Source organism: Streptomyces sp. NPDC096046 (assembly GCF_040303285.1).
GTDB lineage: Bacteria > Actinomycetota > Actinomycetes > Streptomycetales > Streptomycetaceae > Streptomyces.
The window spans coordinates 62191-76003 of record NZ_JBEOSZ010000039.1 but is presented as its reverse complement, the minus strand read 5'-3'; the positions used below and the strand labels follow the sequence as shown (position 1 = coordinate 76003).

Here is a 13813-nt window from a genome sequence, read left to right as displayed (position 1 = left end):
TCGGGCAAGACCACGACGCTGATGATGATCGCCGGGTTCTGCGAACCCGACTCCGGCACCATCACCGTCGGCGGCCGTGACGTCACACGCCTCGCGCCGCAGAAGCGGGGGCTTGGTTTCGTCTTCCAGCAGTACCTGCTCTTCCCCCACATGACGGTCAACGAGAACGTCGCTTTCCCGCTGACGCTGCGCGGCGTGAGCAAGGACGAGATCCGCCGGCGTGTCGGGGAGACGCTGGAGATCGCCGGCCTGTCCGGGTTCGGCGGCCGAAAGCCGCGTGAGCTGTCCGGTGGTCAGCAGCAGCGGGTCGCCCTGTGCCGGGCGCTGGTCTACCGGCCGCCGGTCATCCTCATGGACGAGCCGCTCGGTGCGCTCGACAAGAAGCTGCGTGACCAGCTGCAGGTGGAGATCAAGACCATCCAGCAGGAACTCGGCCTGACCGTCATCTATGTGACACACGATCAGGAAGAGGCGCTGGTGATGTCGGACCGTATCGCGGTGATGCGCAACGGTCTGATCGAGCAGTTCGACACCCCCCGCGAACTGTTCGAGCGGCCGAGGACGCCGTTCGTGGCGGACTTCCTCGGCGCGGCGAACTTCCTGCCCGGGCGTATCGAGCAGCACGACGGCGAGCACACCCTGGTCCGCCTGGACAACAGTGGCGGCCTGCTCAAGGCACGCCGCCACCAACTGGCCCCCGGCACCTCTGTGAAGGTCGCCGTGCAGCCGGGCCGGCTGCGGGCCAGCGCCGCCGACGACGGGTTCTGTACCGGCACGGTCGAGACGGCCACCTACGTGGGCACCCTGGTCCGCGCCGGCGTACGCATCGACGGCGCCGACGCGCCGCTGCTGCGCCTGGAGGTCCCGGCCGGGCGGGGCCCCGTCGCCGGCGAGCGGGTCGGAATCACCGCCGACCCCGAGGACGTCAACCTCTTCGCCGACGAACAGGCAGGGTGAGCCATGGCCGCCCTCACCGCCACCACCCCCGCCCCTCCGCGCAAGCTCCTCGCCTCGCGCAAGACCCGGGTCGGGATCCTCTACGCCCTGCCGGTCGTCGTCTACCTGCTGGTGCTGTTCGTCTACCCGATCTTCAGTACCCTGCTGCTGAGTCTGAAGGACGCCGACGGCTCGTTCACGCTGCACTGGTACGCCGACGCGCTGACCGGCGTGAACCTGTCGGTGTTGTTCACCACGCTGCGGATCTCCGCCGAGACGGCGGTGCTGAGCCTGGTCTTCGGGTTCGTCCTGGCCCAGGCGATCACCCGGCTCAAGCCCATCCTGGCGGGCCTGGCGATGCTGGTCGTGGTCGTCCCGCACTTCGTCAGCGCTCTGGTGCGCACCTACGGCTGGATCATCATGCTCGGCGACAAGGGCCTGGTGAACGAGACCCTGACCGCCATGTCGGTACCGGGGACGCCGTTCCAGCTGCTCTACAACGAACTCGGCGTGGTCATCGGCACCACCTCCATGATGCTCCCCTACACCGTGCTGCTGCTGTACGGGGTGATGCGCGGGGTGGACCGGCGGCTGCTCGCGGCCGCGTCCAGCATGGGCGCGGGACGTGTGACCATCTTCCGCAGGGTGTACCTGCCGCTGGTCGCCCCCGGCCTGGCCAGCGCCGGTCTGCTGAGCTTCATCCTCTCGCTGGGCTACTACATCACCCCGGCCCTGATGGGCGGACCCAACCAGACGATGATCGCCACCCTCATCAACCAGCAGGTCACCAAGGAGAACCAGTGGAACGGAGCAGCCGCCCAGGGCGTCATCCTGCTGCTGCTCACCTTCGCCGGACTGCTGCTGGTCAAGCTCGTGACCTCGCTGGGCGCCAGTCGTAGGAAGAGGAGCGCGTCATGATGGAGCTGCGCACATCCCTCATCGGGCGCATCGCCCTGACCGCCGTCGCCACCCTCATCCTGCTGTTCCTGGCGCTGCCGATCGTCGTCGTCCTCGTCACCTCCTTCAGCAACAACGCCTTCGCCTCCTTCCCCCCGGAGACGTGGACGCTGAACTGGTACAAGGCCCTGTTCGCCGACGGCAGCAAATGGCCCGCCGCGCTCTCCCTGAGCGCCCTGGTCGCCGCCCTGAGCACCGTGTTCTCCCTGATCATCGCGGTGACCGCGGCGACCGCGCTGGTCCGCAGCGAACTGCCGCTGCGTTCGGCGGTCTTCGCCCTGGTCCTCGGACCGCTGGTCATCCCGCAGATCGTCACCGCGCTCGGGCTGTTCCTGTTCTTCGAGCCCGCCGCGATGCTGGGCAGCCCCATCGCCATCGCGCTGGGCCACACGGTGCTCGCCTCACCGATCGCGGTGCTGATCCTGATCGCGACCCTGCGCGGCATCGACGAACGCCTCGAGGACGCCGCCGCCAGCATGGGCGCCGGCCGCCTCACGATCGCCCGGAAGATCACCTTCCCGCTCGCGGCGCCGGGCATGATCGCGGCGGCGATCTTCTCCTTCATCACCAGCTTCGACGAGTTCTACATCTCCCAGTTCCTCTCCTCCGTCGACACCGTCACCCTGCCCGTGCAGGTCTACAACTCCCTCACCTTCGAGATCGACCCCAGCGTGACCGCCGTCAGCGCGCTCCTCACCGCCTTCGCCATCCTGGCCCTCGGCTTGGTGGCCCTGGTGCGCTGGCTCGGCTCCGGCCGGCAGGACTCTCTGCTGTCCGTCGAGAACACGGCAGGCATCGCGAACCCGGGAGGCGAGGCCGTATGACGACCGCCACCGCTCAGCTGACCGCCAACACCGCCCGGCGGCACCTGCTGCCGAACATGACCGCCGACGGCTCGCTCAGCCCCGAGGGCGAAAACCTCCTCGTCGAACCCCTCACCTGAGCCCTACGCCGGCACGGGCCGTGCCCCACCTTCGAAACTCCCCACAGAGGACCCGAAATGAAGACGATTCCCTACTGGATAGAAACCGCCGGGGCGTTTCCCGACCGTTCCGGCAAGCCGCTGACCGAGGACACCGACCTGGTGGTCGTAGGCGCCGGCCTGACGGGTCTGTCCACCGCCCTCCACGCCGCGCGCAAGGGCGCCCGCGTCACCCTCGTCGAGAAGGGCCAGATCGGCTCCGGTGCCTCCGCGCGCAACGGCGGCATGGCCAACCTGGGCTTCACCATCGGCATACGCCAGGCCATCCGCCGGTACGGCCTCGAACGGGCCCGCGAGATCTACAACTCCTACGGCGAGGCCGTGGACACCGTCGAGCGGCTCGTGAACGAGGAGTCCATCGACTGCCAGTTCCGTCGCGTCGGACGCCTGGGCGTCGCGTCCCGCCCCGCCCACTTCGAGAGCAAGAAGGCCCAACAGCGCGATCTGGCAAAGTACTTCGGACACGAGACCACTCTGATCAGCAAGGCCGAGCTGCGTTCCGAAATCGGCTCCGACGCCTACCACGGCGGCCTGCTCGACCCGTTCAGCGCCGCACTGCACGTCGGCCGCTTCGTGCGCGGCATGGCCGAGGCGTGCGAGCGCACCGGTGTCGAGATCCACGAACGCAACGCGGCCATCGGCGTGCGGCGTACCGCCGCCGGCCGGTTCGAGGTCAGCACCGAGCGCGGTGTCATCCGTGCCGGGCAGGTCATGATGGCCACCGACGCCTACACCGACAAGAACTTCCCCTGGCTGCGCCGCCAGCAGGTATGCCTGGGCAGCTTCATCATCGTGACCGAGCCGCTCGGCGACGACCTCGCCCGGGACATCATCCCCAAGGCCCGCCTCATCGTCGACTCCAACCAGGTCTGCCACTACTTCCGGCTCACCCCGGACAACCGGCTGCTGTTCGGCGGCCGGGCCCGCTTCGCACCGTCCGACCCGACGTCGGACAAGAAGAGCGGAGCCGTCCTGTTCCGTGAGATGTGCGAGATCTTCCCCCAGCTCTCCCGGACGAAGATCGAGTACGTGTGGGGCGGCTCCGTCGGCTTCGCCATGGACCGCATCGTGCACGCCGGGCAGACCGACGACGGCGTCTACTACTCCATGGGATACGCGGGCCACGGCGTGCAGATGGCCACGCACATGGGGCAGGTCATGGCCGAGGTGATGGACGGCCACCCCGAGGTCAGCCCCGTCCGCGACCTGGCCCCGCCCCGCATCCCCCTCTACAACGGCACGGCCTGGTTCCTGCCCTTCGCGGGCGCCTACTACAAGACGCTGGACCGCATCCGCTGACCGGTCGGCAGCCCCTTCCGCACATACGAGGAGACACCCACGATGACTGTCGTCCGTGATGTTCCCAAGCAGCTGTTCATCGGCGGCACCTGGCAGGACGCCGAGTCCGCCCGGACCCTGTCCGTCGACAACCCGGCCACCGGCGAGGAACTGTGCCAGGTCGCCGACGCCTCACCCGCCGACGGCCGGCGTGCCGCCGAGGCGGCGGTCGCCGCGCAGGCCGCCTGGGCCGCCACCGCGCCCCGGGTGCGCAGCGAGATCCTGCGCCGCGCCTACGACCTGATCATCGAGCGCACCGAGGACCTCGCGCTGCTGATGACGCTGGAGATGGGCAAGCCGTTGGCCGAGGCGCGCGCCGAGGTCGCCTATGGCGCCGAGTTCTTCCGCTGGTTCTCCGAGGAGGCCGTGCGGATCGACGGCGGGCTGACGACCGCCCCCGACGGCCGCAACCGCCTGCTGGTCACCCGTCAGCCGGTCGGACCCTGCCTGCTCATCACGCCGTGGAACTTCCCCCTGGCCATGGGCACCCGCAAGATCGGCCCGGCCCTCGCCGCCGGCTGCACCGTCGTCCTCAAGCCCGCCCCCCAGACCCCCCTGACCAGCCTCGCCCTGGGCGCGATCCTCACCGAAGCCGGTCTGCCCGCCGGTGTGCTCAACATCGTCACCACCACCGACGCCGCCGGCGTCGTCGAACCCCTCCTGCGTGGCGGGCAGATCCGCAAACTCTCCTTCACCGGCTCCACCGGCGTCGGCCGCATCCTGCTCGCCCAGTGCGCCGACACCGTCATCCGCACGTCCATGGAACTGGGCGGCAACGCCCCCCTGATCGTCTTCGACGACGCCGACCTCGACACCGCAGTCGAAGGCACCATGGTCGCCAAGATGCGCAACATGGGTGAGTCCTGCTGCGCCGCCAATCGCATCTACGTCCACACCTCCATCGCCCGCGAGTTCGCCGCCCGCCTGACCACTCGCATGGCCGCCCTGAGGGTCGGCCCCGGCACCGAACCCGGCACCGACGTCGGCCCCCTCATCGACGCCACCGCCCGCAGCAAAGCCCACGACCTCGTCCAGGACGCCGTCAAGCACGGCGCGACCGTCTTGACCGGCGGTGAACTGCCCACGGGGCCGGGCTGCTTCTACCCGCCCACCGTCCTGGCCGGCCTCACCCCCGAGGCCGCCATCAACGACACCGAGATCTTCGGACCCGTCGCCGCCCTGGTCACCTTCGACACCGAGGACCAGGCCGTCACCGCCGCCAACGACACCGAATTCGGCCTGGCCTCCTACCTGTTCACCCAGAATCTCGACCGTGCCCTGCGCGTCGCCGAACGCCTCGAAAGCGGCATGATCGGTCTCAACACCGGCCTGGTCTCCAACCCCGCCGCGCCCTTCGGCGGCATCAAGCAGTCCGGCCTGGGACGCGAAGGCGGCCGTGTCGGCATCGACGAGTTCCTCGAATACAAGTACATCGCCGTCCCTGTCGGAGCCTGACATGCCCGACCGACTCGTCGTCCTCCATCGCGGCAACCGCCCACCGGCCACCGCGCTCATCGAACGCCTCGCCGACACCGTCTACGCCACCGAGGAGGAACTGCCCTACCTCCTCCCCGGCGCCGACATCCTCCTGGCCTGGGTCACCATCACTCCCGCCATCCGCGAGGCCTGGCCCGACAACCCGGAGAAGGCGCCCCGCTGGGTCCACGCGGCCTCCGCGGGCGTCGACTCCTTCCTCTTCCCGGCCCTGGTGGACGATCCGGGCGTCGTCCTGACCAACGCCCGCGGCGTCTACGACCAGCCGACCGCCGAGTACGTCCTCGGTCTGATCCTCTCCCTCGCCAAGGACTTCCCGGGCACCTGGGAGCATCAGCGGCGCCGCGAGTGGCGTCCGCGTCCCAGCGACGGCATCACCGGCCGCACTGTGCTGGTGTGGGGCACGGGACCCATCGGCCGGGCCACCGCCCGGCTGCTGACCGCCGTCGGCATGCGGGTCTGCGGCGCCGGCCGCACGGCCCGCCCGGACGACCCCGACTTCGGCACGGTCCACGGCCCGGCCGGCCTGCACACGGCACTCGCCGAGGCCGACTACGTCGTCCTGGCCGCACCGCTCACCCAGGACACCCGGGGCATGGTCGACGCCCCCGTGCTGGCCGCGATGAAGCCGGGGGCGCGACTGATCAACGTGGGCCGGGGCGGACTCGTCGACGAGGAGGCGCTCGTCGACCACCTCGCCGCCGGACGGCTCGCCGGAGCCGCCCTGGACGTCTTCGCCCAGGAACCGCTGCCCGCCGGGTCACCCTTGTGGGACATGCCCGGCGTGGTGATCTCCCCGCACACGGCGGGTGAGACGACCAGTGAGCGGGAGGCGCTCGTCGAGGTGTTCCTCGACAACCTCACCCGGCACATCGAGGGCCGCCCCCTGCGCAACGTGGTGGACAAGCGGCGGGGATACGTGACCCACGAGCCGCACCCCGCCTGAGGGCCGAAGAGCCGCACCCCGCCTGAGGGCCGACGAGCCGCACCCTGCCTGAGGACCGAAGAGCCGCACCCCGCCCGACGGCCGACGAGCGCTGCCCGTCTGACGGCCGACGAGCGCACCGCGCCCGAGGGCCGACGAGCCGCACCCCGCCCGAGGGCCGACGAGCGCACCCCGCAGCCCGAGGGCCGACGAGCCGCACCCCGCCCGACGGCCGACGAGCGCACCCCGCCTGAGGGCCGACGAGCCGCACCCCGCCCGACGGCCGACGAGCGCACCCGCAGCCCGAGGGCCGACGAGCCGCACCCCGCCTGAGGACCGAAGAGCCGCACCCCGCCCGACGGCCGACGAGCCGCACCCCGCCCGAAGACAGAGGAGACGCACCTCGCCTGAACATCGACGAAACCCGCCCCGTCCGAAACTCGACGAGACGCACCCCGCCCGACGGGCGGAGAGCAGGCGCCCCGGCCGGTGACCTCCACCGGCCGGGGCGCGTGCTATGCACCCTTCCCGCGTCCCAGCACGCTGCCGGTCACCGCCAGCACGGACAGCACCACCAGCGCGGCGGCCGGTCCCAGGACGGTCCAGGGGGCCAGTTCGGCGTACGGCTGGTTCTCCGAGAGGAGGCGGCCCCACTCAGGGGTGGGCGGCTGTTCGCCCAGGCCCAGGAAGCCGAGGGAGGCGAGGACCAGGACGGTCGTGGGCAGCCGGAGCAGCGCGTTGCGGAGGAGGGCCGGGACCACCGCGGGAAGCAGGTGGCGGCGCAGCAGATGCAGCCGTCCCGCGCCGAGTGCGACGGACGCGGCGATGTGCCCGCTCGCGCGTTCCTGCTCCAGCAGCGCGGAGGTCTGGGCGGCGTAGGGGCTCCAGGCGACCGTGCACACCGCGCCGGCCGCGCCCCACACCGACGGCCCGGTGACGCCCACGATCAGCAGGCCCGCCAGGACGGCGGGCAGGGTCGACACGACCTCGGTCGGGCCCGCGCTCGCCCGCGGTGCCATGCCCAGCAGCAGTCCGGTGACCGCGCTGACCACCGTCACGACCAGGGCGACCTCCGCGGTGCGCAGCGCCCCGTGGCCCAGCCGGGCCAGCAGGTCACGGCCCAGGGCGTCGGTCCCCAGGGGGTGTTCGAGGGACGGGGACAGCAGCCGGGCCGCCGTGTCGACCTGGAGGGGGTCGCGCAGGAGGCCCGCCGTGACCAGGGCGAGCAGGGCCAGGGCGCAGGCGGTGGTGATCCAGGGCAGGGAACGCGGCACCGTGAGCGGGGGGTGGTGCAGGGTCGGCAGGGCGCCGTCGCGCAGCGGCCGGCCGAGGAGGGCGTGACGCAGGGCCCGGATGACGATGCCCGCGGCCACGCCGAGCAGGACCAGCGTCAGAGTCGCCGTCTGCAGCACGGGGAGGTCCTGCGCGACGGCCGAGTCCAGGGCGAGCCGGCCGAGGCCGGGGATGTTGAAGATCTTCTCCACGGCGACCGCGCCGCCGACCAGAGCCACCACGGTGGGCAGCAGCTGCGGCAGTATGCCGGGCAGGCTGCGGCGCAGCGCGTCGCGGCCGATGTGCCGGGGCGGGAACCCGACGGCGTAGGCCGTGCGCGCCCAGGGCTCGTGGAACGCGGCGGGCAGTGCCTGGTCGAGCATCCCGCCGAGCATCGCACCCGAGGGGATGCCGAGTGCGAGCGAGGGCAGCACCATCGACTGCGGCCCCTCCCACCCGCTGGACGGGAACCATCCCCACCACACCCCGCACACGGTGGCCAGCACCGAGGCGAGCAGGAACTTCGGCAGCGACGCGAGGACGGCGGCCGGGGTGCCCGCCCGGTCCTGCCGCAGCCGGCGCCGGGAACCGAGGAGGACCGTTCGGGCGCACACCAGTCCGGCGACCAGCGCCGTGACCGCGAACGCGCCCAGCATCAGCGTCAGGGAGACCGACAGGGCCGCACCCACCTGTGGCATGACGGGTGCGCCGGAGACCCACGAGACGCCCGCGTCCCCGCGTGGCAGGCCGCCCAGCCAGTGCGCGAGGTGGACCCAGGGGCCCTCGTCCAGGCCCAGCTGATCGCGCACCGTGGCCAGTTCCGCCGGTGTGGGGTTCTGGTCGGCGGAGCGCGCACGCAGCACCGTACGGGCCGGGTCGGCGCCGGACAGCCAGGGGAGCAGGGCCACGGCGCCGAGCAGGGCGGTACCGGCGAGCACACGGCCGACCGCCGCCGGCCAGAGGGACGGGCGGGCGGCGGCGGGGCTGTGCGCGAGGCTCATGCGGGCTACTTCAGGCGCGTGTCGACATCGATCAGGGACCGCTCGCGCGGGTCGAGGACCACGCCCTCGACGTCGCCCGCGATGCCCTGCACGGCCTGCTCGTGGACCAGCGGCACCACCGCGTCGGTGCGCAGGATCTCCGCCTCCGCCCGCATCGTCTTCTCCTGGCGGCTCTCGGTGTCCCGCTCCACGGCGGCGGCCCGGATGGCCTTGTCCACCGCGGCGTTCTTCAGGCCGGCGATGTTGTAGACGCCCTCGCTGGTGAAGTCGCTGGCGAGGTAGTCGACCGCGTCGCCGGTGTCGAGGAGCGTCACCCGCGAGAAGAGGAGGGCATCGTACTTCCCGGCGAGCAGGTCGGCCTCCATCTGGGTGTACTCGCGCACGTCCTGCTTCACGGTGAACCCGGCCTTCTCCAGCTGCTGCTGGAGCACGGACGCCGCCTCGGGAAACTCGGCCCGGTTGGTGTAGGTGGCCAGCCGAAGTGTCTTGCCCTTGGTGCCGGCCTTCACCCCGGCGGCGGTCGTGGCCTTGGTACGGCCCGTCACCTCGACGCGCTTGTCGGCCGCCCACGGGACGGCGGGCCCGAACAGGCCCTGCGCGGGGTCGGCGTATCCGCCGAAGACGGAGTCGACCAGGGCGGAGCCGTCGACGGCCTCGCGGGCGGCGGCGCGCAGCCCGGCGTCGGTGAACAGACCGCTGCCGGTGTTGAGGATCAGGCTGTCGGTACGCACCGAGGGGACCTCGTGCCGGGTCGCCTTGTCGAGCAGTTTCGCCTGGGCGGTCGGGATCCACTCGGCGATGTCGGTCTCGCCGCCGCGCAGCGCGTTGGCACGGGCCGTCCCGTCCGCGATCCAGCTGACGTCGATGCCGGGCGCCTTCGCCCGGCCACCCCAGTAACCGTCGAAGCGGTCGAGCGTCGCCTTGGCCTTGCCGTTCAGCCGGGTGATCTCGAACGGACCCGTGCCGGTGCCGACGGGGCTGACGGCGCCGCCCTTCGCGTACGCCTTCGCCGACAGGATCGCCAGCGCGGGGCTGGCCAGCCTCAGCGGCAGCACCGGGTCGGGCGACTTGGTGGTGAGCGTGACGGTGTCGGCGTCCTCGGCCTTGGCGGTCAGTGACACGTCGCTCAGGACGCGGGGCTTGGGCTTGGCCGCCCCGGCGTGCTCGAGCGCTTTGACGACGGCCTGGGCGGTGAGTTCGGTGCCGTCCTGGAACTCGGCCTTGCGCAGCTCGAAGGTCCAGGTGGTGCCGCCGTCCTGCTTCCAGGACTTCGCCAGGGCGGGCTTGGCCGTGCCGTTCTTGTCGAGGGCGGTGAGGCCCTCGGCGACGGACAGCTTGCTCAGCACGGTGGCGTCGTTGCTGTACGGGGACAGCGCCTGCACCGGCGGCACGGCCAGCGCGACCCGCAGCCGCCCGCCCGATCCCGCGCCGGTGTCGCCGTCACCGGATGCGAAGCAGCCGGCCAGCAGAGGGGTGAGAGCGAGCGCCGCTATGAGGCCGCGGGAGGTGGTGCGCATGTCGGATCCTGTCGTGCGAGAGGTCGGGCAGGCCGCTGCGGCCCAGGCCGGGTTTGATCGGCGACCTCAGCATATAAGGGGAGCCTTACCAAACTGTCAGCCGGGTAGATGAAATCTCAACGAGTGGACGGCCGTGTGTCGAACCAGGGCCTCTCGACCTGCTGTTCGAGCTGTGCCATCGTGGGCGCCGGGCGGAGGTGAGGCGATGAGCGGCGCGGACCCGGGGCTGTTCGGTCCCGAATCGGTGACCTGGCAGCTTCACAGCGACCCCATGATGTGGATCGCGGGTGTCCGGGCGCTCTACCTCCAGGCCCTGCATCCCCGCGCGTTACGCGGAGTCACGCAGAACTCCGACTTCCGGCGGGACGCCTGGGGCCGGCTGCTGCGCACCGCCGGCTTCGTCGGAACGACGACGTACGGCACCACCGAGGCCGCCGAGCGTGCCGGTGCCAGGGTCCGCAATATCCACCGTATGCTGAGCGCGACCGACCCGGACACCGGCGAGCGCTACGGTGTCGACGAACCCGCGTTGCTGATGTGGGTGCACTGCGCCGAGATCGACTCCTATCTGCACGTCGCCCGCAGGTCCGGATTCCGGCTCACCGACGCCGAGGCCGACCGCTACATCGCCGAACACCGCCGCAGCGCACGCCTGGTGGGCCTCGACCCCGACGCCGCACCGGCGAACCGGGTCGAGATGGCCCGGTACTTCGAGAAGACCCGCCCGGACCTGGCCGCCGGACCCGAGGCACGCGAGGTGGACGCGTTCCTGCTCCGCCCGCCGACGCACCCGCTCCTCGTACCGGCGCGCGAGGCGCTGTGGCGGCGCGTGGCGCACCTGGCGTACGCCTCCTTGCCGCCGTACGCCCACGAGTTGTACGGCAGACCGGCCCCCGCACCCGCCACCGTCTCCCGGCACCTGCGCCTCACGGGCCTCCTGCTGCGCCGCGTTCCCGCACGTCTGCGGTGGCAACTCCCGCCCAAACACATCCTGCGGGCCGTGGCGAGGCTCGGCCCGGACGCGCGTCCGGCACCGTGCAAACTCGGACGATAGGCCGCCATACTGGGTGGATCAGGGACGGGCGGGCGAACGGCTACCGGGGGGAGCGTCGCGCGACATGGGGGACAGCAGGCTCATCCACGGCCGGTACCGGCTGCTCGATCTGATCGGGCGCGGTGGCATGGGCGAGGTGTGGCGGGCGCGGGACGAGTCCCTGGGCCGGCACGTCGCCGTCAAGTGCCTGAAACCGCTGGGCCCGAACCACGACCACGCCTTCACCCGCGTGCTGCGGGAGCGGTTCCGCCGCGAGGCCCGGGTCGCCGCCGCGCTCCAGCACCGGGGCATCACCGTCGTGCATGACTTCGGCGAGTCCGACGGCGTCCTCTACCTCGTCATGGAGCTGCTGAACGGCCGCGACCTCAGCCAGCTCCTGGAGGACAACAAACAGCACCCGCTGCCGGTGGCGGATGTCGTGGAGATCGCCGAGCAGGTCGCCGCCGCCCTCGCCTACTGCCACGAACAGGGCATCGTCCACCGGGACCTGAAGCCCGCCAACATCGTCCGGCTCGGCGACGGCACCGTGAAGATCTGCGACTTCGGCATCGCCCGCCTCGGCCACGACATCGGCTTCACCTCCCGGCTGACCGGCACCGGCATCGCCATGGGCACCCCGCACTACATGTCACCGGAACAGATCAGCGGCACCGAGGTCGACCAGCGCAGCGACCTCTACTCGTTCGGCTGTGTGCTGTACGAGATCGCCACCGGCGTACCGCCGTTCGACCTCGACGACGCGTGGGCGATCCTCGTCGGCCACCGCGACACCCCGCCCCGCCCGCCGCGCGAACACCGCGCGGAGTTGCCCGCATACCTGGAGCAGGTCGTCCTCGACCTGCTCGCCAAGGAACCCGCGCACCGCCCCGGCGACGCCCGCGAGCTGGCCCGCCGGATCAGCGCGCACCGGGCCGCGCCGGACCGTGTGCCGACCGTCGAGGCGGGTCGCCCGGCCTCCCAACTGCCGGTGGGCGTCGGCCGGCTGCCCTCCTGGACCCACGGCATGACCACCGGCCACAAGGCCACCGGCACGGGGCTGCGCGCCGCACCGCCCGACCCGGCGTCCGGGCTGTCCGGTGAGTGGATCGCACGACCCGCCACCGGCCCCGGCGTCGACGAACCCGTCCCCGCGCGGCGGCCCGCCCCGCCCACGGACGTCCTGACCGCCCTGGCCGGCCGGCACAACGCGGGCCTGAGCCTCGGCCGCCTGGGCCGCTGGGCGGAGGCGGGCGAGGTGCACCGGGCCGTCGCCGCCGAACGCGAACACCTCCTCGGCCCCGACCACCCCGACACCCTCGCCAGCCGCTACGAGGTCGCCTTCACGCTCAGCCGCACCGGCCGCGCCGCGGACGCCCTGCGCGCGTACAAGCACGTCACCGAGGCCAGGATCCGCACCCTCGGCGCCGACCACCCCGACACCCTGGCGGCCCGCCAGGAGATGGCCTACGTCCTCGGCCAGCTGGGCCGCCCCTTCGACGCCCACCGCGTCTACACGTCGGTGCTCGCCACCCGGGAGCGCATCATGGGCCCCGACCACCCCGACACCCTGCGCTGCCGCCACAACCTGGCCTTCAACCTCAGCCGCCTCGGCCGCCTGGAGGACTCGTACCGCATGGCCCGCGAGGTGGCGGCGGCCCGCGCCCGCGCGCTCGGCCCGGACCACCCCGACACGCTCGTCACCCGCTATGAGGTCGCCTACGCGCTCGGCCAGCTGGGCCGCTGGCCGGAGGCGCTGGAGACCTACCGCGAGGTCGTCGCCGCCCGCGGACGCGCCCTCGGGGCCGACCACCCCGACACCCTCGCCGCCCGGCACGAGATCGGCATCAGCCTCGGTCGCCTGGGCCGCAGCGCCGAGGCCCTCGACCTCTACGACGCCCTCGCCGAGGACCGCGCCCGTGTCCAGGGCCCCGCCCACCCCGAGACCCTGCGCGCGCGCCACGGCCGCTGCGTCAACCTCGGCCGGCTGGGCCGCTGGGAGGAGGCTCTCGCCGAATCCCGCGAGGTGGCCGCCCTCCGCGAACAGGTCCTCGGCCCCGACCACCCGGACACCCTGGTCAGCCGTCGCGAGGTCGCCGTCGGCCTCGGCTGGCTGGGCCGCTGGGCCGACGCGCTCACCGAGTACCGCAGGGTGGCCACCGCCCGCGCGCACGTCCTCGGCGCCGACCACCCCGACACCCTCGCCAGCCGCAACGACGAGGCCCATTGCCTGGAACAGCTCGGCCGCGGCGCCGAGGCGATGGCCCTGTACCGAAGAGTGGCGGCCCTGCGGGAGCAGCGGGCCGCTGTCGGGCACTGACCCCTGCCGAGCGGGCAGGCGCCGTCTGGCCGACCTCGATC

11 protein-coding genes are annotated in these 13813 nt (G+C 72.2%); 9 read left to right on the top strand and 2 right to left on the bottom strand.

Annotated elements, in window-relative coordinates; genetic code table 11:
- The 7 genes from ABTX62_RS27940 to ABTX62_RS27910 form a co-directional block, all read left to right on the top strand.
- Positions 1-957: ABC transporter ATP-binding protein (locus ABTX62_RS27940; protein ID WP_352118802.1), on the top strand; the 957-nt coding region annotated here is incomplete at its 5' end.
- A gap of 3 nt (positions 958-960) precedes the next feature.
- Complete coding sequence (locus tag ABTX62_RS27935) at positions 961-1854, top strand: ABC transporter permease (RefSeq protein WP_352118801.1); 894 nt, start codon at positions 961-963, stop codon at positions 1852-1854.
- The gene (locus ABTX62_RS27930) at positions 1851-2717 is read left to right on the top strand and encodes an ABC transporter permease (RefSeq protein WP_352118800.1); all 867 of its coding nucleotides are present in this window, start codon (positions 1851-1853) and stop codon (positions 2715-2717) included. The genes ABTX62_RS27935 and ABTX62_RS27930 overlap by 4 nt, the downstream gene beginning before the upstream one ends.
- Complete coding sequence (locus ABTX62_RS27925) at positions 2714-2836, top strand: hypothetical protein (RefSeq protein ID WP_352118799.1); 123 nt, start codon at positions 2714-2716, stop codon at positions 2834-2836. The genes ABTX62_RS27930 and ABTX62_RS27925 overlap by 4 nt, the downstream gene beginning before the upstream one ends.
- 57 nt (positions 2837-2893) lie before the next feature.
- Positions 2894-4174: an NAD(P)/FAD-dependent oxidoreductase gene (locus ABTX62_RS27920; protein ID WP_352118798.1), complete on the top strand. Its 1281-nt coding sequence runs from the start codon at positions 2894-2896 to the stop codon at positions 4172-4174.
- A 42-nt stretch (positions 4175-4216) separates the two neighbouring features.
- Positions 4217-5668, top strand: a complete 1452-nt coding sequence (locus tag ABTX62_RS27915; RefSeq protein ID WP_352118797.1) for an NAD-dependent succinate-semialdehyde dehydrogenase — start codon at positions 4217-4219, stop codon at positions 5666-5668.
- Between the two features lies 1 nt (position 5669).
- Positions 5670-6653 (top strand): D-2-hydroxyacid dehydrogenase, encoded by a 984-nt coding sequence (locus ABTX62_RS27910; RefSeq protein ID WP_352118796.1) that lies wholly within the window; start codon positions 5670-5672, stop codon positions 6651-6653.
- A 494-nt stretch (positions 6654-7147) separates the two neighbouring features.
- Here the strand turns inward: ABTX62_RS27910 and ABTX62_RS27905 are convergent, their stop codons facing one another.
- Both ABTX62_RS27905 and ABTX62_RS27900 read right to left on the bottom strand, forming a co-directional pair.
- The gene (locus ABTX62_RS27905; protein WP_352118795.1) at positions 7148-8905 is read right to left on the bottom strand and encodes an ABC transporter permease subunit; all 1758 of its coding nucleotides are present in this window, start codon (positions 8903-8905) and stop codon (positions 7148-7150) included.
- 5 nt (positions 8906-8910) lie between these two features.
- On the bottom strand, positions 8911-10422 hold the full coding sequence (locus tag ABTX62_RS27900) for an ABC transporter substrate-binding protein (protein ID WP_352118794.1): 1512 nt from the start codon (positions 10420-10422) through the stop codon (positions 8911-8913).
- Positions 10423-10627: 205 nt separating this feature from the next.
- Here ABTX62_RS27900 and ABTX62_RS27895 point away from each other — a divergent pair, with 205 nt between their 5' ends.
- A complete protein-coding gene (locus tag ABTX62_RS27895; protein WP_352118793.1) occupies positions 10628-11476 on the top strand; it encodes an oxygenase MpaB family protein in 849 nt (282 codons plus the stop codon).
- 64 nt (positions 11477-11540) lie between these two features.
- Positions 11541-13772: a serine/threonine-protein kinase gene (locus tag ABTX62_RS27890; RefSeq protein ID WP_352118792.1), complete on the top strand. Its 2232-nt coding sequence runs from the start codon at positions 11541-11543 to the stop codon at positions 13770-13772.
- Positions 13773-13813: the final 41 nt, after the last annotated feature.